Here is a 21,596-nt window from a genome sequence, read left to right on the forward strand (position 1 = left end):
AAACCGGTTGGTCGCACCCCTCGGCGCCGGAGACAATCGCTGCCATGGGACATGTCGACGCAGCACACCTTGAGTACTACCTTCCCGACGGGAGAGTGCTGCTCGGCGACGTCTCGTTCCGGGTCGGGGAAGGCGCCGCGGTCGCTCTCGTCGGTGCCAATGGCGCGGGCAAGACGACGCTGCTCCGGCTGATCTCCGGCGAGCTCCAGCCGCACGGCGGCTCCGTGTCGGTCACCGGCGGGCTCGGCGTGATGCCGCAGTTCGTGGGGTCCGTACGGGACGACCGTACGGTGCGTGACCTGCTGGTCTCCGTCGCCCAGCCGCACATCCGCGAGGCCGCGCGGGCGGTCGACGAGGCCGAGACCGCGATCATGGAGCGCGATGACGAGGCCGCGCAGATGGCCTACGCCCAGGCCCTCTCCGACTGGGCCGAGGCGCGGGGCTATGAGGCCGAGACCGTCTGGGACATGTGCACGATGGCCGCGCTCGGCGTCCCGTACGACAAGGCGCAGTGGCGCCAGGTCCGCACCCTCTCCGGCGGTGAGCAGAAGCGGTTGGTCCTGGAGTCGCTGCTGCGCGGCACGGACGAGGTGCTGCTGCTCGACGAGCCGGACAACTACCTCGACGTCCCCGGCAAGCGCTGGCTGGAGGAGCGGCTGCGCGAGACGAAGAAGACCGTCCTCTTCGTCTCCCACGACCGCGAGCTGCTCGCCCGCTCCGCCGAGAAGATCATCAGCGTCGAGCCGGGCCCGGCGGGCTCGGACGTCTGGGTGCACGGTGGCGGCTTCGGCACGTACCACGAGGCCCGCAAGGAGCGCTTCGCCCGCTTCGAGGAGCTGCGCCGCCGCTGGGACGAGAAGCACGCCCAGCTCAAGAAGCTCGTGATCACCCTGCGGCAGGCCGCCTCGGTCAGCCATGAGATGGCGTCCCGCTACGCGGCCGCGCAGACCCGGCTGCGGAAGTTCGAGGAGGCGGGGCCGCCGCCGGAGCCGCCGCGCGAGCAGGACATCCGGATGCGGCTGCGCGGCGGGCGTACGGGTGTCCGCGCCGTGACCTGCGCCGGGCTGGAGCTGACCGGCCTGATGAAGCCGTTCGACCTGGAGGTCTTCTACGGCGAGCGGGTCGCGGTGCTGGGCTCGAACGGCTCCGGGAAGTCTCACTTCCTGCGGCTGCTCGCCGGCGACGACGTCGCCCACACGGGCACGTGGAAGCTGGGCGCGCGCGTCGTGGCCGGCCACTTCGCCCAGACCCACGCCCACCCCGAGCTCCTGGGACGCACGCTCGTCGACATCCTGTGGACGGAGCACGCGAAGGACCGCGGCGCGGCGATGTCCGTGCTGCGCCGGTACGAGCTGGAGAAGCAGGGCGACCAGCGCTTCGAGAAGCTGTCGGGCGGCCAGCAGGCACGCTTCCAGATCCTGCTGCTGGAGCTGGCCGGCACGACGGCGCTGTTGCTGGACGAGCCCACGGACAACCTCGACCTGGAGAGTGCGGAGGCCTTGCAGGAGGGCTTGGAGGCGTACGAGGGGACGGTGCTGGCGGTGACGCATGATCGCTGGTTCGCGCGGGCGTTTGATCGTTACGTGGTCTTCGGCTCGGACGGGCTCGTCCGAGAGGTCCCGGAGCCGGTGTGGGACGAGGCGCGGGTCGTCCGGGCGCGGTAGTTCATCGCCGGGTGACCGCCCGGCGGTGCGGTGTCCTCAATCGCCGGACGGGCTGTATGGTGCGGGCCCTCCGCGATGATGTACGGCTCCGCAGCCGAAGGGCGAGCCCGGCCAAATCAAGCCCGTCCGGCGTTTGAGGACGCCTGAGCCGGCATGGCAAAGGCCCGCAGGGCCGTGCGGACGGCCGCGCCAGCGAACCGGTGGGACCATGTGTTTTGACCCTGCCGGTAGGCGACGGGTACTCTACGAGTTCGTTATGCGTATTGGCTTGGTCGTTCTCACGCGAGGGGCCCTTACGCTTGTCCACCGGGCCGATGGACAGCGGCAGGCGATCGGGTTGCGTCCCCGATTGTCGCCAAGGCTGTCGTGATCGTCCAGGTGGCCTTGTCAGGACCCGTCCCCTCGGCCCTTGCGGGCTTGGGGAGACCCCACTCCGAAGAAGCGAAGGCTACGACCGTGCGTACGTTCAGCCCCAAGCCCGGCGATGTCCAGCGCCAGTGGCACATCATTGACGCGCAGGACGTTGTCCTGGGCCGTCTGGCCTCTCAGGCCGCCAACCTTCTCCGCGGCAAGCACAAGCCCGTGTACGCGCCGCACGTTGACATGGGTGACTTCGTCATCATCATCAACGCCGACAAGGTGCACCTGTCCGGTAACAAGAAGACCCAGAAGCTGGCGTACCGCCACTCCGGCTTCCCGGGTGGTCTGCGCTCGGTCCGTTACGACGAGCTGCTCGACAAGAACCCCGAGAAGGCCGTCGAGAAGGCCATCAAGGGCATGATCCCCAAGAACTCCCTGGGCCGTCAGATGCTGTCGAAGCTGAAGGTCTACTCGGGCAGCGAGCACCCGCACGCCGCTCAGCAGCCCGTCCCGTTCGAGATCACCCAGGTCAAGCAGGGCTAGTCCCGGCCACCGCCGACCAGACAGAAAGTATCTGAGGAGAATCGTGGCTGAGACCACCGCCGAGACCCCCGTCATCGACGACGAGGCTGGCGTCGAGGAGTACACCACCGAGACCGAGGTCGTCGAGGGGGAGTACACCTCCGAGTCGCTCGCGTCCCGTTTCGGTGACCCCCAGCCGGCCGCCGGCCTGGGTCGTCGCAAGAACGCCATTGCCCGCGTCCGGATCGTTCCGGGCACCGGCCAGTGGAAGATCAACGGTCGCACCCTTGAGGAGTACTTCCCCAACAAGGTGCACCAGCAGGAAGTCAACGAGCCCTTCAAGGTGCTCGAGCTCGACAACCGCTACGACGTCATCGCCCGCATCTCGGGTGGCGGCGTGTCCGGTCAGGCCGGCGCCCTGCGCCTCGGTGTGGCCCGTGCGCTGAACGAGGCGGACGTGGACAACAACCGCGGCCCGCTGAAGAAGGCCGGCTTCCTCTCCCGCGACGACCGTGCGGTCGAGCGCAAGAAGGCCGGTCTCAAGAAGGCCCGTAAGGCCCCGCAGTACAGCAAGCGCTAAGCCTCGGCTTCGCTGCTTCTGCTCGAGCGCCCCGGCGGCACGATTCGTGCCCGCCGGGGCGTTCGGCTATCGGCGGCACGGGGCGTATACCTGGACGTACCTGGATTCAACGCTCCGGTCCCGGACTCGACACCTTGATGTGCGGGGGCCCGCTCATGGGACCCCGTACCGCGTTTTTCGGAGGACACCAGTGGGACGACTCTTCGGTACGGACGGTGTGCGCGGTGTCGCCAACGCCGATCTGACGGCTGAGCTCGCGCTCGGCCTGTCGGTCGCCGCGGCACACGTGCTCGGCGAGGCGGGCACGTTCGAGGGCCACCGCCCCGTGGCCGTGGTCGGCCGAGATCCGCGCGCGTCCGGGGAGTTCCTGGAGGCCGCCGTGGTGGCCGGGCTCGCCAGCGCGGGCGTCGACGTGCTGCGGGTGGGCGTGCTGCCCACGCCGGCCGTCGCGTATCTGACCGGGGCGCTCGGCGCCGACCTCGGCGTGATGCTCTCCGCCAGCCACAACGCCATGCCGGACAACGGTGTCAAGTTCTTCGCCCGCGGCGGTCACAAGCTCGCCGACGAGCTGGAGGACCGCATCGAGAGCACCTACCGCTCGCACGCCTCCGGCGAGCCCTGGGTCCGGCCCACCGGCGCCGGCGTCGGCCGGGTCCGCGACTACGACCAGGGCTTCGACAACTACGTCGCGCACCTGATCGGTGTGCTGCCCAACCGCCTCGACGGCCTCAAGGTCGTCATCGACGGTGCCCACGGTGCCGCCGCCCGCGTCTCCCCGGAGGCGTTCGCGCGCGCCGGCGCCGAGGTCATCACCATCGGCACCGAGCCCGACGGCCTCAACATCAACCACGAGTGCGGCTCCACCCACCTGGACAAGCTGCGCGCCGCCGTCGTCGAGCACGGCGCCGACCTGGGTGTCGCCCACGACGGCGACGCCGATCGCTGCCTGGCCGTGGACGCCAAGGGCGAAGAGGTCGACGGCGACCAGATCCTGGCCGTCCTCGCGCTCGCGATGCGCGAGGCGGGCTCGCTGCGCAAGAACACCGTCGTCGCCACCGTGATGTCCAACCTGGGCTTCAAGCTGGCCATGGAGCGCGAGGGCGTCGACCTGGTGCAGACCGCGGTCGGCGACCGCTATGTGCTGGAGGAGATGAAGGCCCACGGCTTCGCCCTCGGCGGCGAGCAGTCCGGCCATGTCATCGTCCTCGACCACGCCACGACCGGCGACGGCACCCTGACCGGCCTGATGCTGGCCGCGCGGGTCGCCGCCACGGGCCGCCCGCTGGCCGACCTGGTCGGCGTCATGGAGCGCCTGCCGCAGGTCCTCATCAACGTCCGCGACGTCGACAAGTCCCGGGTGACCTCCTCGCCCGAGCTCACCGAGGCCGTCGTGGCCGCCGAGCGGGAGCTGGGCTCCACGGGCCGGGTGCTGCTGCGCTCGTCCGGCACGGAGCCGCTCGTACGGGTCATGGTCGAGGCCGCGGACATCGAGCAGGCGCGCGGTGTCGCGCAGCGCCTCGCCGACGTGGTGAAGTCGGCGCTGGGTTAACCCGGCCCGGCCGGTTCCCGGGGCCGGGGCCCCGGCCCCGGGAACGGACGAAGTGCGGGACGCGGGACCGGGGGCTAAGCCCTCGCCGCCGTACGAGCACGCTGCCTCGCCCAGAACCACTTCTGGGCGAGCAGCGTCAACGTACCCGCCGCGATGATCCCCAGCAGGTTCAGCGCCAGCTGCACCGCCGAGCCCCGGGTCTCCGACCAGTCCCCGTAGGACAGGGCGACGGCCGCGTTCGCCGCCGCCGGCACGGTCGTCACCGAGATCGCCACGCCGATCAGCGCCCCCGACTTCGCCGAGGTCAGGGAGAGGATCCCGGCGATGCCGGCCAGGAACGCCACCACGAAGGAGAAGGCGTCCGGCTGCCAGATGAAGGACGTCTGGGGGCGCGGCGCGAGGAACTTCGCCTCGTGGAAGAGCCCCACCCAGTCCATCAGGACGCTGAAGCCGCCGGTCAGCGCCATCGCCACGGGGAAGCCCACCAGCACCGCGACGATCGACCGCCAGGCCAGCCGCGGCGCGCGCCGCACGATCGCCGTGCACAGCCCCGCCAGCGGCCCGAACTCCGGGCCCACCGCCATCGCGCCCACGATCAGGATCGCGCTGTCCATGATCACGCCGCAGGCGGCGAGCATCGTGGCGACCGTCAGGAACGCCAGGAACGTGACGGTGAGCGTCGACTCCTCGTGCGTCTCCTCGACCAGCGACTCCCACACGACCGCGTCGGCGCCGTCGCCCGGCGCCGCCTCCTCCGCCTCGTCGGCGCGCCGGGACAGCATCAGGTCGACGTCCTCGACCGACACCGAGCCCCAGTCCGGCAGCCCCGCCGCCCGTAGCTCGGCCAGCAGTCCGTCGGCCGCCTCGCGCGCCACGTCGCACAGCACGACGTCGCCGCGCGGGCTGCGCGCGGCGCCGGTGAGCACGGCGAGATGGGTGGTGCCCACCGTGCGCTCCAGGAGGGCGACGACCTCGTCGGTGCGGTCGGCGGGGGTGAGCATCCGAAGGTGCAGCATGGTAGTCCTGATGAGTCGTCAGAGCTTGCGCAGCGACAGCCGCTGCACCTTGTGGTCGGATCCCTTGCGCAGGATCAGATTCGACCGGCCGCGCGTGGGAGCCACATTCTCCAGCAGATTGGGCTTGTTGATGGTGCGCCAGTTCCGGCGGGCGTAGTCCAGCGCCTCCTCCTCGGAGACCTGGGTGTACCTGCGGAAGTACGAGTGCGGGTCCTGGAAGGCGGTCTTGCGGAGCTTCTTGAACCGCTCATAGTACCAGCGCTCGATGTCCTCGGCGCGCGCGTCCACGTACACGCTGAAGTCGAAGAAGTCGGCGAGTCCGAGGCGGGTGCGGCCGTCGCTGCCCGGGAGGGCCGGCTGGAGGACGTTCAGGCCCTCGATGATCAGGATGTCCGGGCGGTGCACGGTCAGCCGCTCGCCGGGCACGATGTCGTAGATCAGGTGGGAGTAGACGGGTGCGGAGACCTCGTCCTTGCCGGCCTTCACATCCGCGACGAAGCGGGTCAGGGCCCGCCGGTCGTAGGACTCGGGGAAGCCCTTCCGCGACATCAGGCCCCGGCGGTGCAGCTCGGCGTTGGGCAGCAGGAAGCCGTCCGTGGTGACCAGCTCGACGCGCGGGTGCTCGGGCCAGCGGGCCAGCAGCGCCTGGAGCAGGCGGGCGGTGGTCGACTTGCCGACCGCGACGCTGCCCGCCACGCCTATGACGAAGGGCGTGCCCGGCTGCGATCCGTGGCCGCGGTCGCCGGCCTCGCCGAGGAAGGTGTTGAGCGTGCCGCGCAACTGGCTGGTCGCGCCGACGTAGAGGTTGAGCAGGCGCGAGAGCGGCAGATAGACGTCGCGGACCTCGTCCAGGTCGATGACGTCGCCGAGTCCGCGCAGCCGCTCGACCTCCTCGGCGGTCAGCGGCAGCGGGGTGTTCTCCCGCAGGGCGCTCCACTCCGTACGGGTGAGGTCCACATACGGGGAGGAGTCCGCGCGGCGGCGGTGCTGCGGCTGCTCTGTGGTGGTCGGCACGGGCCCATTGTGCGCGGGTGGCGTGCGCGGCTCACTTCCGGGTGCCGGATGCGGGTGTTCTCGTGGGGTTTGTGTGGCTCGTGCGGTTTCAGATAGTGAAGTTCGGGGGAGTTCGGCGGCGACTCTGTACCTACTGGCCGGTCAGTACTACCGTCCCAGCCTCCAGGCCACCGCACCACTAGGGACGCCCGTGTTGGTCATTCATTCCGTACGGGCCGCCGTACGCAGGCTCGTCTGCCGTGATCACCTCCTGACCTCCGTGCACCGCCCCGCCCGGCTCCGCGCCCGGGCCGCCGGGCCGCGGGACGACTTCGCCGCGCAGGTGTGCGGCGAGCTGAGCGCCGAGCTGCCCGACGAGGACCTGGGCCAGGACCTCGGCGACTGCCTGGACCGGTACGAGCTCGGCAGCAAGCCGCGCTGCGAGGAGGTCGAGTACCTCGAACTGGTCCAGGAGGCGATCGACCGGATCGAACGCGGTCGCTGAAGCTCGGATGGGACGCGGTTGCCGAACCCCGGATGACCGGACGCGGTTGCCGAACCCGGATCGAACGCGGGTTGCGGGGCGCGGTCGCCGAACCCGGATCGGGCGCGGTCGCCGAACGGCGTAGCGCCGTGAATCCGGTGGTGGCGGTTGCGCCATTGGTGGCACACCCGGCGGGGCCCGGGCCGTACGCTGCTGCGCATGTGCGGAATCGTTGGCTATGTGGGAGGGCAGTGCGCCCTCGACGTCGTATTGGCCGGGCTGCGACGCCTGGAGTACCGCGGCTATGACTCGGCCGGGGTCGCGGTGCTCGCCGACGGCGGGCTCGCCGCGGCGAAGAAGGCGGGCAAGCTCGCCAACCTGGAGAAAGAGCTCTCCGACCGCCCGCTGCCGTCCGGCCCGACCGGCATCGGCCACACCCGCTGGGCCACCCACGGCGGCCCCACCGACACCAACGCCCACCCCCACCTCGACAACGCCGGGCGGGTCGCGGTCGTCCACAACGGCATCATCGAGAACTTCGCCGCGCTGCGCGCCGAGCTCGCCGAGCGCGGCCACGCCCTGGACTCCGAGACCGACACCGAGGTCGTCGCCCACCTGCTGGCGGAGTCCTTCTCCTCCTGCGGCGACCTCGCCGAGTCCATGCGGCAGGTGTGCCGCCGCCTGGAGGGCGCGTTCACGCTGGTCGCCGTGCACGCCGACGAGCCCGACGTGGTCGTCGGCGCCCGCCGCAACTCCCCGCTCGTCGTCGGCGTCGGGGACGGCGAGTCCTTCCTCGCCTCCGACGTCGCCGCGTTCATCGCCCACACCCGCGACGCCATCGAGCTCGGCCAGGACCAGGTCGTCGAGCTGCGCCGCGACGGTGTGACCGTCACCGACTTCGACGGCGCGCCCGCGGACGTACGGGCGTACCACGTCGACTGGGACGCGTCGGCGGCCGAGAAGGGCGGCTACGACTACTTCATGCTCAAGGAGATCGCCGAGCAGCCGAAGGCCGTCGCGGACACGCTCCTGGGCCGGATCGACGCGGCGGGCGCTCTCTCGCTCGACGAGGTGCGCATCCCCGCCTCCGTGCTGCGCGAGGTCGACAAGGTCGTCATCGTCGCCTGCGGCACGGCGTACCACGCCGGCATGATCGCCAAGTACGCCATCGAGCACTGGACACGCATCCCCTGCGAGACCGAGCTGGCCAGCGAGTTCCGCTACCGCGACCCGATCCTCGACCAGCGCACGCTGGTGATCGCCATCAGCCAGTCCGGCGAGACCATGGACACCCTGATGGCCCTGCGGCACGCGCGCGAACAGGGCGCGAAGGTCCTGGCCATCTGCAATACGAACGGCTCGACGATCCCCCGCGAGTCCGACGCGGTGCTGTACACGCACGCGGGCCCCGAGGTCGCCGTCGCCTCCACGAAGGCGTTCCTGACCCAGCTGGTGGCCTGCTATCTGGTCGCCCTCTACCTGGGCCAGGTGCGTGGCACCAAGTGGGGCGACGAGATCGTCTCGGTCATCCACGAGCTGTCGGAGATCGCCACGCAGGTGGAGGAGGTGCTGGAGACCATGGAGCCGGTGCGCGAGCTGGCCCGGTCCCTCGCCGACAAGAACACGGTCCTCTTCCTCGGCCGCCACGTCGGTTACCCGGTCGCCCTTGAGGGCGCCCTCAAGCTCAAGGAACTCGCCTACATGCACGCCGAGGGCTTCGCGGCCGGCGAGCTCAAGCACGGCCCGATCGCGCTGATCGAGGAGGACGTGCCGGTGGTCGTGGTCGTACCGTCGCCGCGCGGCCGGTCCGTACTCCACGACAAGATCGTCTCCAACATCCAGGAGATCCGCGCCCGGGGCGCCCGCACGATCGTCATCGCCGAGCGCGGCGACGAGGCGGTACGCCCCTACGCCGACCACCTCATCGAGGTCCCCGCGACCCCGGTCCTGCTCCAGCCGCTGGTGGCCACGGTGCCGCTCCAGGTCTTCGCCTGCGAACTGGCGACCGCCCGCGGCAACGAGGTCGACCAGCCGCGCAACCTGGCGAAGTCGGTGACCGTCGAATGATCGTCGGAGTCGGTATCGACGTGGCGGAGATCGACCGCTTCGACGCCGCGCTTCGGCGTACGCCGGGCATGGCCGACCGCCTCTTCGTCGAGCGCGAGCTGTACCTCCCGAGCGGCGAACGCCGCGGCATCGCCTCCTTGGCGGCCCGCTTCGCCGCGAAGGAGGCCCTCGCCAAGGCCCTGGGGGCACCGGCGGGCCTGTTGTGGACGGACGCCGAGGTCACGACGGAGGACAGCGGCCAGCCACGCCTGCTCGTCACCGGCACGGTGGCCGCTCGCGCGGAGGCGCTGGGGGTGACGTCGTGGCACGTGTCGCTGAGCCATGACGCGGGGGTGGCTTCGGCGGTGGTGATCGCGGAGAAGTAGGCGGGGGCGGGGTGTACGGCCCCTGCCGGGCGGGGCCGTACGGGTCAGGGGGCGGCGGGGCAGGGCAGGCGGGGGGACGCGCGGTTCGGGGAGCAGGCCACCAGGGCCAGGGACAGGAAGAGCGGTCGGCCGAGGTAGTACCCCAGCGATACGTCTCCGCCGCGTCGCAGCCTTTCCGCGGCGGAGAGGCCGAGCGCTGTGAGTCGCCGGGCGTTTCTCTCCTGCGGCGAGAGGAAGCGGGGTGCGTACTCGGCCAGTTGGTCCCTGAGCCAAAGGGCTGCCGCTGTCGGCTCCTCCCAAGTGCCCCGGATCAGACCGGGTGGCTTCAGCAGCCAATGCGCCGTCTGCATGGGCGGCGCCTCCGACAGTGCGAACGCCGCGCTCTCGGGCCTCCGGTCGCCTTCCTTGTCGAAGGCGGATTTCTCTCCGAGCCACGTGTATCCGTGCACGTGCAACAGCGTCACCGTTCTGCGTGTCCGCGTGGCGGCCCCCGGCCGTGAGGGGCGACATCAGGGGCCGGGGGCCGCAGGGGGCGGGGCTAGGCCGAGAGGCCGAAGCGGCTGGGCTCGATGCCCGCCGCGAGGAGCTCGGAGGTGGTGAACCTCAGCGGTTCGGCCTCGGGCCTCTTGCTGTCACCCAGCGCCCAGATGTCGTCGGCGATGCGGGCGAGGGTTACGCATGATTCGCCGTCCGGGTGTGTATTGCCTCCGCATGCCTTGGCGAACGGGATTCCCTCGGTGGGAAGGTCGTAGCAGTCGCGCGGCGCCATGGTGTACCTCTTCTGTTGAGGTTCCGGCTGCCCTCTTGGGTGGCCTGACGCCATGTTCTCGGTAAGAACCGAGCGATTCCAGTGGCATTCCCCTAGTGAAATAAAGATCAAGTCCGGTATTTCTCGGACCATTCGGTAAGGTGTCGGCGGCCCGTTTCATCGAACAAGGCGCGACGTTCATACTCGGCGAATACATCGAGGTGCTCGGTGATGTCTCTGGGGTCACGGAAGACCATCCGCCCAGTGAAGGTCTCCACGGTCGCCAGCCGATCGTCATAGATGGTGAACGTGTTCAGGGGGCCTCGCGCCATGACGGTGCCCCACGGGATGACACCGATGCGTACGTTCGGCAGATGCGAGAGCGACACGATGCGATCGATCTGGACCGCCATGGCCGGAGGCGGAACGATCGCCCACCGCACTGCTTGTTCGGTGAGCAGAAAAGTAAAAGACTTGGAGGCGTCGTAGAGAACGGCCTGCCTCTCCAGCTTCCGGGCCACCGTTTTCGAGATGTCACCCGGGGAATGAGACAAGCCGGCCCGGATGTATTCCGGTGTTGCCAGAAGCCCTGTGATCATAGCCGGAAGGAAATATCGGAGAGCCTTCGATTCGGCTTCCAGGGTAACCAGTTCCGCTTGCCGCTTCTCCAGTCCTCGACGCCAGGACGAGCGCTTGTCCTGCCATTCCGTGTTGGCGATCCTGGCGAGAGCGGTGATCTCGGCCGTCAGCTCGGGAGGGGCGTCCAGCGCTCGAAGGATGCGCTCCACGTCCAACAGCTTCGGCGTCTTCTTGCCCGTCTCGAACTTACTGATCTGCGACTGGGACATGTTGCAACGCCTGGCGAGCCGGTCCCCGGTGAGACCGGCTCGTCTGCGTAGCTCGCGGAGCTTCTCCGCCAGATCCGTCTGTGACCGACCCAGCTGCTCAGGCTCGAATGTCACCCGCCGTCTTCACGTACTCTTCGAACGGCACCGATTCGGCCAGCGCTTTGCGCTTCCACTCCCGGTAGGGCGCCACATCCCCTGTGAAGAGTTCCCGATTGATCTGCGTCCCATCAGGGCGAAAATTCAGGTGGACCACCCGTGACTCGTCGAACATCCACCAGTCCGTACCGGTCAGGGGGAGCCCGTAGTCGTCATGGGTGACATCGAGGACGCGGATGTCCTCCCCGGCGTGAATGTTGCCGGGGATGCCCCAGGAGAACTGGTACCGCTGGTATTCGGTGAGGGGCCGCCGAACGACCCGTACCCGGCCGATGCGACGACCGGACGCCACATACCCACAAACGCGCTCATGCCAGCGCGCGTTGTGATCAGCCGGAATGGGGTCGCCACGGAGGAAACGGGCGACGTTCTCCGCCTCTCGGGGCATGGCGTAGGACGGCTGCGCTTCGAAGCGCCATGCGCTCCGCTGATAGGCGTCGAAGACCTTCCGCCACTCCTCACCATCCAAGTGCACGGACGGCCTCCCTCAGTACGGATTCCGGGATCTCGACGAGCGCTTCCCCGTCGGGGACGGTGAAACCGCGGTAGAGGTCGCCTTGGACGACGATGCTTCTCCGGCTCTCGTCCCGATAGACGTTCGCGCAGTCGTCGTCATCGCATGTGGGGCCGTCGAGCCTGCCGGTGAGCCGCGTCAGTTCCTGACGTTCCATGGTGCCCCCTTGTCGTGGCCTCTGCATGAGCCGACGCCGACCGACGCTAGTGAAGGCCCGGGCCGTCCGTCCACGCGAACTGCGGACTATTCCTGTTCCGGCATAAACGATCACTGGGCGCGGCGTCGACGGTGGTGTTCGGGACGGGTTGGTCAGACGGGCGGGGCAGTCCGTTCCGGCCCTGCTGATACGGGAACGGCCCCCAACTCCGTGGGGGCCGTTCGTCGTTCCCCTGTCATAGGGCAGGGGTACCGTTCTGGTGTCGAGTCAGAACGGAGCACAGTATGCCTGACGAGATTGACAAGTTCATCGGCGCACGGATCGCGGAGCGGCGCGCGGGCCGGGGGCTCACTCAGCAAGGGCTGGCCATGCGGGCCCATGTCTCCAAGTCGCTGCTGTCGAAGGTGGAGTGCGGGCAGCGGCCCGCTTCTCCCGAGTTCGTCGCCGCCTGCGCCCGGGCCCTGGGGGTGTTGCCCGCCGACCTTCTGGGGCAGCCGTACGTGGACGAGCTGCGTCGCGACCGCTTGGACCTGTTGATCCAGCCGATCCGCGAGGCCCTCAACCTCCACAACCTGGGCCACGACCCGAGCGTGCGTCCTCGCCCGTTCGAGCGGCTCGCGGACGACCGGGACCGCATCTGCCTGCTCGTGCACGAGACCGACCTGAAGGGCGCTGCGGCCGAGCTTCCCGCTCTGATGCGGGAGAGCATTGCCGTCGCGCACGAGACGGACGACCCGCGGGCATGGGCGCATTTGGCGGGCTTGGACCGCGTGGCGTTCAATGTGGCGGCGAAGTTCGGCTTCCACGATCTGGCGCTCGTCGCCGCGAGCCGGGCGGAATACGCGTGCGAGCGGGCGCAGGATCCGTTGCTAGCCGCGATGGCGAAGTGGGGGCACGCCATCGCCTGTTTGCGCGCGGGCGAGTTCGCCACCGGGATGCGGTGGTGTTCGGCCAGCCTGCGACACATGGAGGACGCCGACGAAGGAGTGGAGCGGGACGCCGCGACGGGTCAGATGCATCTGGCCGCAGCGCTACTGGAAGTGCGCCGCGGCAACCGCGACGGAGCTGAGGGCCATCTGGAGGAGGCCGAGCGGTACGCGCGGCGGACAGGCGATGTGACGCCCGTTCGCCGACTGGAGGCGGGCCGCACAGAGTCTCGCCCGGGCGACCGGATCGGCTCCAGGGAGCGAGGCGTGCACTGGTACGCCTTCGGGCCCACCAACGTCGTGGCTCATCGCATCGCCGCCCTGGCCGACCAGAACGAACACGCCCGGGCGGTGCGGATCGGCCGCTCCTTGCGGATACCGCCCGGGTGGCCCCCGATGCGGGCGGGGCAGGTGCACATCGACCTTGCCCGGTCCCATCTGTGGACCGGCCAGGACGACGCGGCGCTTCAAAGCCTGCTGAACGCCCAGCGCGTCGCCCCTCAGCAGACCCGGTACCACCCGCAGGTGCGGGAGACGATCGTGCAGCTTCACAAGCGGGAGCGGCGCAGCAGGGGCACTCTGGCGCACTTCGCGGAGTGGGTGGGCGTCTACTGAGGTTGAACGCGTGGTGTCGTGTCGTTGTTCAGGCGGGTCGGATGGTCAGGCCGGTCTCGGCGAGGCAGCCGTCCATGAGGTGGCTGCGGTACTGGATGTGCCGTAAGCCGCGTCGGATGCGCTGGATGAGGTGTTCAGGGGTGGTGAAAGCGACGTCGGATAGCCAGCCGCGCCGCAGGAGGGACCAGATGCCCTCGACGGGGTTGAGGTCGGGTGCGTAGGGCGGCAGATAGTAGGTGGTCAGCCAGTCCCGGGCTGCGGCGAACTCCCTCAGCTCGGCGGCTTTGTGGATGTTGAGGTTGTCCCAGATGAGCACGATCGGGCCGCCGAGTTGCTGGTGGGCTGCGATCAGCAGGTCACGGTAGTCGCGCCAGGAGAAGCTCTTGCATCCGTCGCGTCGGCCGTCGTCTCTGCGCGGTCGGTAGATCAGCCGGGACCTGTGGCCGGGTTTGTAGCAGGTAAGCGCGGCAATGGAGATCCGTCTGCGGGAACGGCCACGCACCCGCACCACCGGGGTCCGGCCGCGCTGCGACCAGGTCTTCGCCTGCGGCTGCGTCATGGAGAATCCAGCTTCGTCCTCGAAGACGAGCCAGGCTCCACGAGCCGCCGCGCAAGGCCGCACCTCCTTGACCCACCCGGCGACGGCTTCGTCGTCCCGCTCCAGGGCACGTCGGGCCGGCACCTGGCAGGACCAGCCGTTATGCACCAGCAGCTTCCGCGCGCCCTGGATCGTGTAGGTCAGATGGAAACGTCGGCCGATCACCGTCTTGATCGGCGCCAGCGTCCACCGCTGGTCCTCCCAGCCGCGCGAGGCCGGCCCCTTGGCCAGCTCCGCCTCCAACTGCGCGAACTGCTTCTGGCTCAGTCTTGGCAGCGACGCCGGCCCTTGCGACCGCCGAGCCCGCGGACCGCCCTCATTCCACTTCTGTCGCCATCGCTGCACCGACCGGACGCTGACCCGCAGGTCCTTGGCGATCACCGCACTCGCCTCGCCCTGGGCGAAACGCTCCGCGGCCTGGAGCCGTAACCGCTCCCGAAACTCCTGGCATTCGGCGGGTGGGCGCGTCGGGGGCGGGCTGAGGTGGATGCCGCGGGCGTCAGCCTCCTGCGGCGGGGTATGTGTGGCGGGCCCCGTTCAGTACGGAGTCGAGCAGGCCAGGGAAGAGCGCGTCCAGGTCGTCGCGACGCAGCCGCACCAGCCGGGACCGGCCTTTGACGGTGGTCCAGGTGACGCCCGCCTCGCGCAGCACCCGGTAGTGGTGGGACAGCGTCGTCTGGTGGACGTCCAGGTCACCGCCGATGGCATTGCAGCTCTCCTCACCGGTCACGGCGAGCCGTTGGACGATCTCCAGCCGCACCGGATCGGCCAGCGCGCGCAGCACCTCCACCATCCGGATCGCCTCGGTCGCCGGCTGGGACACCTCACGCATCGCTTCCTCCGTCCGTGAGAGGCCCCAGCCTATCCACTCATTGATACATGGACAAGCGTCCATGTATTGCTTACAGTGCCGATCACCTACCTCCGCACTGCTCCGGAAAGGCGGCACGATCCGTGCTGAAACGACTCCTCCCCCTGGCCCTGGCGACGTTCGCCGTCGGCACCGACGGCTACGTCATCGCGGGCCTGCTCCCCTCCATCGCCACCGACCTGGGAGTATCCACCCCGGCCGCAGGCCAGTTGGTGACGGTCTTCGCCCTGACGCTGGCGTTGTCAGCACCGGTCATGGGCGCCCTCACCAGCAGCCTGGACCGGCGGTCGGCGCTGCTGATCGCGCTGGCCGTGTTCGTGATCGGAAACGCCGTCACCGCGTTGGGAACCAGTTATGGGGTGGTGATGGCCGCCCGCATCGTTACCGCCGTGGGAGCGGGCATCATCACCGCCGCCGCCTCCAGCACCGCAGCGGCCATCGCACCACCGGAACGCCGCGGCCGGGCGCTGGCCTTCGTGCTGGGCGGCCTCACGTTGGCGACCGCCCTGGGACTGCCACTCGGCACGTTGATCGGCCGCGCCGACTGGCACATCACCCTGTGGGCCGTCGCCGGGATCGGCCTGCTGGCGGCCATCGGCATCGTCGTCGGCCTCCCCCGAGTGACGCTCCCTGCCGCCTCACTGCCCGACCGCATGCGTCCGCTCAAGCAGGGCCGCGTACTGGCCCTGCTGACAGTCACCTCACTCGCCTTCCTCGGCACCTACACCCTCTACACCTACATCGGCCCGACTCTGCGGGACGCCACCGGCGATAACGAGTCGCTGCTGACCCTGACCCTGCTGGCCTGGGGCGTCGGCACCCTGGTCGGCAACATCACCGCCGGCCGCCTGGTCGACCGCCACGACTCCGCCCGCGTCCTCACCGGCACTCTCGCTTTCGCCACTCTCGCCCTGGCGCTGACCCCACTGGCGACCCGTGCCTTCGCGTCCACTCTGGTCTGGGCGGTGGTCTGGGGCGTGACCGTCGGCATCATCGTCGTTCCGCAGCAGCACCGGCTCATCGCCCTCAGCCCCGCCGCCGCACCGGTCCTGCTCGGTCTCAACTCCTCCGCGCTCTACATCGGGGTCGCCCTCGGCGGCGGTTTCGGCGGACTGGCGCAGGAGTGGTTCGGGCTTGCCCCGGCCGAACTCGGGCTGGTGGCCGCCGCCGTCACCGCCCTGACCCTCCTATGGCACCTGGGAACCACGCGTCACCCCGCCGCGCCCGCCGCCCCCATGACACCGGAGCCGACCTCGGCCAACGAGACAGAGTCCAAGGCGCCACCCGCGCATTAGGTTGGCCGACCCATCTGCTCAGGCTGGCCAACCAGCATGCCCAGCCACAAACGGCCGACCAGCCATCAGCCCCTACGACACCACACGTTCAACCTCAGTAACACGGCGGCAGCGGACGGAAGTTGCATCATTCGGTGCAACTTCGCGGCCCGCGACGGCGGCAGGCTTGCAAGGTCAGCGAAGACCCCCGCGACCGATGCGAGCGGCCCGGGGGCATGGCCAACGCACACAAGGAGCGCGCCGACATGCGAGACCTTATCCGCCGCCTGGCCGTCCGGGCGAGAGCCCTTTTCGCCGGGCCCCGGACCGCGCCTCCCCGGCCGCCGGGCGCGCCGCCCGCCCCGCCCGCATACCGCCTGGTCATGAGCGCGCACGGCATGAACATGGTCCGCTGCGGGACGCCGGAGGTGGGGCGATGACCGCGATCACCTGTGCGACCACCGCGCCGACCCGCCCCGACACGTACCGGCTGGTCGCCCCGACCGCACCGACCACGGCCCGGCTCGCCCGGGACTTCGTCACCGCCGCCCTGGTCGCGGCGGAGCGCCGGTTGCTGATCGAGGACGCCAGGACGTGCGTGTCCGATGCCGTGGCCAACGTCGTCCGGCACGCGCGCGTGCCGGAGCTCGCCGTGGAGATGACCGTTCTCCCGGGGAGCGTGACCGTCGCCGTGCGCGACGACGACCCGGCCGGACTGCCGTGGCCCCGCCCGGCCGGCGGGGGAGAGGAGGACGGCCGCGGCCTGACGCTCGTACGCCGCATCGCGCACGCGTCGGGTGTGACGTGGGTGTGGGACGGCCTGGAACTGGTCGGCAAGCGGGTGTGGTTCGAGCTGCGGGGCTAGAACGTCCGGCTGGTCGACCAGGTCGCCTGTTGCGTCGGGTTGTTCAGGTTGAACGTGGTGCCGGAGAGGCGCCGGTCGGGGCCGAGGGAGCCGGTGTACCGTCCCCGGGAACCGTTGGACCAGCCGATGGTGAAGTAGATGCCCGTGCCGTCGACCGCGCCCGCCTCGCTCGTCCCGACGGTGCCGCCGAACCAGCCGGTTCCGTAGAGTCTCCCGTTGCCGTCCTGGGTCACGTTGAGCGTCACCGCGATCCCGTTGCTCTGATAGAGCTGCCACGTGCCACCGGCGTAGAACTGGGGTGCCGCCTTGACGGTCGTCGCCCGTGCGGTCGAGGACGTGGCGGCGTCGGCGGCGGGGGCGGTCAGGGCGGCGCCGCCGACGGTCAGAGCGAGAGTGAGGGCGGCGGTGGCGAGCTTCGTGCGCATGGCGGTGGTCCCTTCGTTGACGCGTTCCAGGTCGGAAGTACGGGTCCCACACGTGCGGCGGACCCGGCGGTAAGAGACGCCGGGTCCGGCCGTATGAGCATGACGAGGGCCTCCGGGGGCGTCGATGTGCGTTCCGGCCGATTCGTCAGGTGGACCTCCGCGTTCGACCGGCGACCACCTTGACGGTTTCCCACCCCGTTCCACGCCGTACGCGGGATCATTGCCCGACACGGAACACCAGGCACATGGTGACTCGGGGGGACGCGATGACCGACACCAGACAGCGGTTCTTCATCAGTTACGCGGGTCCGGACCGCCCCTGGGCGGAATGGGTGGGCTGGCACCTGGAGCAGGCCGGTCACCGGGTCGTCCTCGACGTGTGGGACTGGAACGCCGGCGAGAACTTCGTCCAGCACATGGAGCAGGGGCTCCAACAGTCCGATGCCGTCGTGGCCCTGCTCTCCAAGCTCTACTTCGCATCGGATCGGTGGACCGAGGACGAGCGGACCGCCGCCCTCGCCCGCAGGGATCGCATCATTCCCCTCGCGCTCGAACCGTTCTCCACCGCCGATGTCCCCCCGCTCCTGGCCCCGAAGATCCGCAAGGACCTCCATGGACTGGACGAGGCGGCCGCTCTCGCCGTCCTGCGCGAGGCCATCAACGGCGGGTCGCGCCCGACCGTCCCGCCGCCGTTCCCCGCCGAAGCTCCTCCGGCACCCGATCCGGTCGAGGACTCCGGCGGCGGGAGGCCGAGGCTGCCGGGCAGCACCGGTGAGCCCGCCGTGTGGAGCGTGCGGCGCCGGCGCAATCTGGAGTTCTCCGGCCGTGAGGCGCTGCTCGCCCGGCTCCGTGAGAGCCTGCTCGGCGGGCGGCAGGCCGGTGTGCAGGCACTGCACGGCATGGGGGGCCTCGGTAAGACCCAGATCGCCCTGGAGTACGCCTACCGGTTCGCCGGCCAGTACGACCTGGTGTGGTGGGTCGACGCCGAACAGGCCGACCAGGTGCCCGTCCACTACACCGAGCTCGCCGACCGCCTCGGCATCGCCAAGCCCGGGGCCGGGGCCGAGCCCAACGCCCGCGCCCTGCTGGACCACTTGCGCACCATGCGGCGCTGGCTGATCATCCTCGACAACGTCGAGGATCCCGAGCGGATCGAACCCTGGCTGCCCGAGGGCCCCGGGCACACCCTGATCACCTCGCGGAACCCCGAATGGCGCCGGTTCGCCCACCCGACCCGCCTGGACGTCTTCACCCGCTCCGAATCCCTCGGTTACCTGGGGGCCCGCGTCCCGGGCATCGCCTCCGAGCAGGCGGACGTCCTCGCGGACGACCTCGGCGACCTTCCGCTGGCCCTCGCGCAAGCCGTCGGCGTCGTCGGCAGCGGCGGTATAACCCTCGACCGCTATCGGCAGCTCCTCGCCACCAACACCGCACTGGTGCTGAAGAAGGGTGACACCCCCGGCTACCCGGCGTCCCTGGCGGCCGCGGTCGGCATCGCCGCCGACCGCCTCGACAACGACCACCCCGACGCGGCGGCCCTCCTCCGTCTCGGCGCCTTCTTCGGCCCCGACCCCATCCCGACCGGCTGGCTGGAGAACGCTCTTCCCGAGCTGGCGACCGTTCCCGGCGATCCGGGGGACCCCATGTGGCTGCACGACGCCCTGCAACCCCTCAGCCGCTACGGGCTCGCCCGGTTCGACCACGAGAGCTTCCAGATCCATCGCCTCACCCAGGCCGTACTCCGCGGCCGGACCGACTCCGAGCAGGCCGGACTCATCCGCGACGACGTGGTCACCATCCTGCGCGACGCCGACCCAGGCGATCCGGAGACTCCGGAGGCCTGGCCCACCTGGGCGGCTCTGGCCTCGCACCTCACCGCCCGGCACGAAGCCTTCGCCGACCGCCCCGAACTACGGCCGCTCCTGCTCAAGGCCACCTTGTTCCTCATCCGGAGCGGACAGCCACGCAGCGCCCATGACTTCACGAGCTCCTTGCGCCGCTCATGGGAGGCCGAGTTGGGCCAGGACCACCCCGACACGCTCACCTGCATGCAATACCTCGGGCACGCGGCCGCCGATCTCGGGGACGTCCGGGGCGCGTTGCCGGTCATCGAAGACGCGTATGTCCGTCGGCGGCGGGTCCTGGGCGAGGACCACCCCGACACCCTCCAGTCCGCCAACGACCTGGCCGCCGCCGTCGGCCGATCGGGCCGGATCGCGGAGTCCCAGCGTATGGACGAGGCCTGTTTCGCTCGTAGGCGGCGTGTCCTGGGCGAGGACCACCCGGACACCCTTCAGTCGGCCCAGAACTACGCGGTCAGCCTGGCGGAGACCGGAAACTACGGGGAGGCGCGCCGGCTGAACGAGGACTGTTTCGCTCGTCGGCGGCGTGTCCTGGGCGAGGACCATCCCGACACCATCCAGTCCGCCCTCATCCTCTCCCCCAACCTGTTCGCGCTCGGGGAGCACGCGGAGGCCCACCGGTTGAGTGAGGACGCTCATGCGCGATGCCGACGTGTTCTGGGTGACGACCACCCGCACACCATTCACTCCGCCCTCAACCTCGCCTTCAGCCTGATCGGGATCGGGAAGCACGCGGAGGCCCGCCGGTTGAGCGAGGACGCTCATGCGCGAAGCCGAAGCGTCCTGGGTGAGGATCACCCCGACACCTTCCGCGCCGCCTACATTCTGGCCAGCTCCCTGTATCGCCTCGGCGGGGCCGCGGAGGCTCGTCGGTTGAACGAGGACGCCTTCGCACGCGGACGGCGGGTCCAGGGCGAGGATCACCCCTCCACTCTTCACGTCGCCCACAGCCTCGCCACCCTCCTGCACAACCTCGGTGAGCACGAGGAGTCCCGTCGTATGGACGAGGACACTCTCGCCCGTCGGCGGCGCGTTCTGGGTGACGACCATCCCGACACCCTCGGCTCCGCTCACAACCTCGCCATCAGCCTGCGGCACCTCCGCAGGCTCCCGGAAGCCGCCCAGTTGCTCGAAGAGGTACGCGCCCGTCGGCGGCGCATCCTGGGTGACGATCACCCTGACACCACGGATACGACCCAGGAACTCGCCAAGGTGCTGACCCTCATGGGAAAGAAATTCCAAGCCCAGCGGCTCCTGTCGAAGCAGAAGAAGCAGGCCAAGCGCAAGCGCTGACAGCCGGCCCGGCCATGGGGAAGCGGGGCCGGCCCCGCCCCCCCTTGACCCATCTCCTACCAACTCGACTTACGGACCCCCGGCAGGAACCCCGCGTGCGCCTGCCCCCGCATGTTCACCCGGGACAGCCCGAACGCCCGCAGGTACCCGCGCGGGCGCCCGTCCACCGAGTCCCGGTTGCGTACGCGCGTGGCGGACGCGTCGCGCGGCTGGCGCCGTAGCTCCCGCTGCGCCGCCAGGCGCTCGGACTCCGGAGCGCGTGCGTCGCGGATGACCGCCTTGAGCAGTGCCCTCCGCGCCGCGTAGCGCGCGACCGTCAGCCTCCGCTGCTCGTTCTTCGCGATCTTGCTCTTCTTCGCCATCAGACCTTCTCCCCCCGGGCCCGGATGCGGGCCACCGCTGCCTCGACGCCGATCGTGTCGACGGTCTTGATCCCCTTGGCGCTGAGCTTCAGGCGGATGTGGCGGTTCTCGCTGGGGAGCCAGTAGCGCTTGGACTGGATGTTGGGGTCGAAGCGGCGGCCGGTGCGCCGGTGGGAGTGGGAGATGGTGTTGCCGAAGCCGGGCTTGCGGCCGGTGAGTTGGCAGTGGGCGGACATGGTCAGACCTCCGGGGAGCGGTCGGGCCCGATGGGCCTAATGAAAATGGAAACCATTTCTGTATAGTAGCCCGTATGGCCCGCAACGAGCTACGCCCCGTCATCAAGCTCCGGTCCACCGCGGGGACCGGACACACCTACGTCACCCGCAAGAACCGCCGTAACGACCCCGACCGCATGGAACTGCGCAAGTACGACCCGGTCGTCGGCCGTCACGTCACCTACCGAGAGGAGCGCTGACCCAGCG

General features: G+C 69.9%; 25 protein-coding genes. 13 read left to right on the forward strand and 12 right to left on the reverse strand.

Features of this window, described 5'->3' with window-relative positions; all coding sequences use genetic code 11:
- Positions 1–44 precede the first annotated feature (44 nt).
- The 4 genes from ACZ303_RS27555 (at position 45) to glmM (ending at position 4,675) form a co-directional block, all read left to right on the forward strand.
- Entirely contained in the window at positions 45–1,664 is a 1,620-nt protein-coding gene (locus ACZ303_RS27555) for an ABC-F family ATP-binding cassette domain-containing protein (protein WP_467343153.1), read from the forward strand.
- 456 nt (positions 1,665–2,120) lie between these two features.
- Positions 2,121–2,567: a 50S ribosomal protein L13 gene (rplM, locus tag ACZ303_RS27560; protein ID WP_467343154.1), complete on the forward strand. Its 447-nt coding sequence runs from the start codon at positions 2,121–2,123 to the stop codon at positions 2,565–2,567.
- A gap of 43 nt (positions 2,568–2,610) precedes the next feature.
- On the forward strand, positions 2,611–3,126 hold the full coding sequence (gene rpsI, locus ACZ303_RS27565) for a 30S ribosomal protein S9 (protein ID WP_467343155.1): 516 nt from the start codon (positions 2,611–2,613) through the stop codon (positions 3,124–3,126).
- 190 nt (positions 3,127–3,316) lie between these two features.
- Positions 3,317–4,675, forward strand: coding sequence for a phosphoglucosamine mutase (gene glmM / locus ACZ303_RS27570; protein ID WP_467343156.1), 1,359 nt, complete (start codon positions 3,317–3,319; stop codon positions 4,673–4,675).
- Between the two features lie 74 nt (positions 4,676–4,749).
- On the opposite strand, the gene ACZ303_RS27575 is transcribed toward glmM, so the two are convergent.
- Together ACZ303_RS27575 and coaA are read right to left on the reverse strand one after the other, a co-directional pair.
- Positions 4,750–5,691, reverse strand: a complete 942-nt coding sequence (locus tag ACZ303_RS27575) for a DUF389 domain-containing protein (protein WP_467343157.1) — start codon at positions 5,689–5,691, stop codon at positions 4,750–4,752.
- Between the two features lie 18 nt (positions 5,692–5,709).
- Positions 5,710–6,705: a type I pantothenate kinase gene (gene coaA / locus ACZ303_RS27580; RefSeq protein WP_467343158.1), complete on the reverse strand. Its 996-nt coding sequence runs from the start codon at positions 6,703–6,705 to the stop codon at positions 5,710–5,712.
- A 190-nt stretch (positions 6,706–6,895) separates the two neighbouring features.
- On the opposite strand from coaA, the gene ACZ303_RS27585 reads away from it, so the two are divergent.
- The 3 genes from ACZ303_RS27585 to ACZ303_RS27595 all read left to right on the forward strand — a co-directional run bounded on the left by ACZ303_RS27585 (position 6,896) and on the right by ACZ303_RS27595 (position 9,600).
- Positions 6,896–7,189 carry a hypothetical protein gene (locus ACZ303_RS27585; protein WP_467343159.1) on the forward strand — a complete coding sequence of 98 codons (294 nt, stop codon included), beginning with the start codon at positions 6,896–6,898 and terminating at the stop codon, positions 7,187–7,189.
- A 198-nt stretch (positions 7,190–7,387) separates the two neighbouring features.
- On the forward strand, positions 7,388–9,235 hold the full coding sequence (glmS, locus tag ACZ303_RS27590; RefSeq protein WP_467343160.1) for a glutamine--fructose-6-phosphate transaminase (isomerizing): 1,848 nt from the start codon (positions 7,388–7,390) through the stop codon (positions 9,233–9,235).
- The gene (locus tag ACZ303_RS27595; RefSeq protein ID WP_467343161.1) at positions 9,232–9,600 is read left to right on the forward strand and encodes a holo-ACP synthase; all 369 of its coding nucleotides are present in this window, start codon (positions 9,232–9,234) and stop codon (positions 9,598–9,600) included. Before glmS ends, ACZ303_RS27595 begins: the two co-directional genes overlap by 4 nt.
- Positions 9,601–9,644: 44 nt before the next feature.
- Here ACZ303_RS27595 and ACZ303_RS27600 read toward each other — a convergent pair whose 3' ends face one another.
- The 5 genes from ACZ303_RS27600 to ACZ303_RS27620 form a co-directional block, all read right to left on the reverse strand.
- Entirely contained in the window at positions 9,645–10,055 is a 411-nt protein-coding gene (locus ACZ303_RS27600; RefSeq protein ID WP_467343162.1) for a hypothetical protein, read from the reverse strand.
- A gap of 83 nt (positions 10,056–10,138) precedes the next feature.
- Entirely contained in the window at positions 10,139–10,369 is a 231-nt protein-coding gene (locus tag ACZ303_RS27605) for a DUF397 domain-containing protein (protein WP_467343163.1), read from the reverse strand.
- A gap of 107 nt (positions 10,370–10,476) precedes the next feature.
- Positions 10,477–11,310, reverse strand: coding sequence for a helix-turn-helix domain-containing protein (locus tag ACZ303_RS27610; protein WP_467343164.1), 834 nt, complete (start codon positions 11,308–11,310; stop codon positions 10,477–10,479).
- Entirely contained in the window at positions 11,294–11,827 is a 534-nt protein-coding gene (locus ACZ303_RS27615) for a DUF6879 family protein (RefSeq protein ID WP_467343165.1), read from the reverse strand. The genes ACZ303_RS27610 and ACZ303_RS27615 overlap by 17 nt, the downstream gene beginning before the upstream one ends.
- Positions 11,811–12,023 (reverse strand): hypothetical protein, encoded by a 213-nt coding sequence (locus ACZ303_RS27620; RefSeq protein ID WP_467343166.1) that lies wholly within the window; start codon positions 12,021–12,023, stop codon positions 11,811–11,813. Before ACZ303_RS27620 ends, ACZ303_RS27615 begins: the two co-directional genes overlap by 17 nt.
- A 284-nt stretch (positions 12,024–12,307) precedes the next feature.
- Here ACZ303_RS27620 and ACZ303_RS27625 point away from each other — a divergent pair, with 284 nt between their 5' ends.
- Positions 12,308–13,564 (forward strand): helix-turn-helix domain-containing protein, encoded by a 1,257-nt coding sequence (locus tag ACZ303_RS27625; RefSeq protein WP_467343167.1) that lies wholly within the window; start codon positions 12,308–12,310, stop codon positions 13,562–13,564.
- 28 nt (positions 13,565–13,592) lie between these two features.
- Here the strand turns inward: ACZ303_RS27625 and ACZ303_RS27630 are convergent, their stop codons facing one another.
- Positions 13,593–14,651, reverse strand: coding sequence for an IS630 family transposase (locus tag ACZ303_RS27630; RefSeq protein WP_467343199.1), 1,059 nt, complete (start codon positions 14,649–14,651; stop codon positions 13,593–13,595).
- Between the two features lie 10 nt (positions 14,652–14,661).
- Positions 14,662–14,994 (reverse strand): ArsR/SmtB family transcription factor, encoded by a 333-nt coding sequence (locus ACZ303_RS27635; RefSeq protein ID WP_356278916.1) that lies wholly within the window; start codon positions 14,992–14,994, stop codon positions 14,662–14,664.
- Between the two features lie 122 nt (positions 14,995–15,116).
- Here ACZ303_RS27635 and ACZ303_RS27640 point away from each other — a divergent pair, with 122 nt between their 5' ends.
- From ACZ303_RS27640 to ACZ303_RS27650, 3 genes are all read left to right on the forward strand, one after another.
- A complete protein-coding gene (locus tag ACZ303_RS27640; RefSeq protein ID WP_467343168.1) occupies positions 15,117–16,328 on the forward strand; it encodes an MFS transporter in 1,212 nt (403 codons plus the stop codon).
- 245 nt (positions 16,329–16,573) lie between these two features.
- Positions 16,574–16,747: a hypothetical protein gene (locus ACZ303_RS27645; RefSeq protein ID WP_467343169.1), complete on the forward strand. Its 174-nt coding sequence runs from the start codon at positions 16,574–16,576 to the stop codon at positions 16,745–16,747.
- The gene (locus tag ACZ303_RS27650; protein ID WP_467343170.1) at positions 16,744–17,172 is read left to right on the forward strand and encodes an ATP-binding protein; all 429 of its coding nucleotides are present in this window, start codon (positions 16,744–16,746) and stop codon (positions 17,170–17,172) included. Before ACZ303_RS27645 ends, ACZ303_RS27650 begins: the two co-directional genes overlap by 4 nt.
- Here the strand turns inward: ACZ303_RS27650 and ACZ303_RS27655 are convergent.
- Complete coding sequence (locus tag ACZ303_RS27655; RefSeq protein WP_467343171.1) at positions 17,169–17,597, reverse strand: hypothetical protein; 429 nt, start codon at positions 17,595–17,597, stop codon at positions 17,169–17,171. The two genes, ACZ303_RS27650 and ACZ303_RS27655, sit on opposite strands and share 4 nt — an antisense overlap.
- A 266-nt stretch (positions 17,598–17,863) precedes the next feature.
- Here ACZ303_RS27655 and fxsT point away from each other — a divergent pair, with 266 nt between their 5' ends.
- Entirely contained in the window at positions 17,864–20,752 is a 2,889-nt protein-coding gene (gene fxsT, locus ACZ303_RS27660; RefSeq protein WP_467343172.1) for an FxSxx-COOH system tetratricopeptide repeat protein, read from the forward strand.
- A gap of 56 nt (positions 20,753–20,808) precedes the next feature.
- On the opposite strand, the gene rpsN is transcribed toward fxsT, so the two are convergent.
- Together rpsN and rpmB are read right to left on the reverse strand one after the other, a co-directional pair.
- Entirely contained in the window at positions 20,809–21,114 is a 306-nt protein-coding gene (gene rpsN / locus ACZ303_RS27665; RefSeq protein WP_467343173.1) for a 30S ribosomal protein S14, read from the reverse strand.
- Entirely contained in the window at positions 21,114–21,350 is a 237-nt protein-coding gene (gene rpmB / locus ACZ303_RS27670) for a 50S ribosomal protein L28 (RefSeq protein ID WP_467343174.1), read from the reverse strand. Before rpmB ends, rpsN begins: the two co-directional genes overlap by 1 nt.
- Before the next feature lie 74 nt (positions 21,351–21,424).
- Here rpmB and rpmG point away from each other — a divergent pair, with 74 nt between their 5' ends.
- A complete protein-coding gene (rpmG, locus tag ACZ303_RS27675; protein ID WP_467343175.1) occupies positions 21,425–21,589 on the forward strand; it encodes a 50S ribosomal protein L33 in 165 nt (54 codons plus the stop codon).
- Positions 21,590–21,596 lie beyond the last annotated feature (7 nt).

This window comes from Streptomyces sp. NPDC023527 (assembly GCF_055560115.1).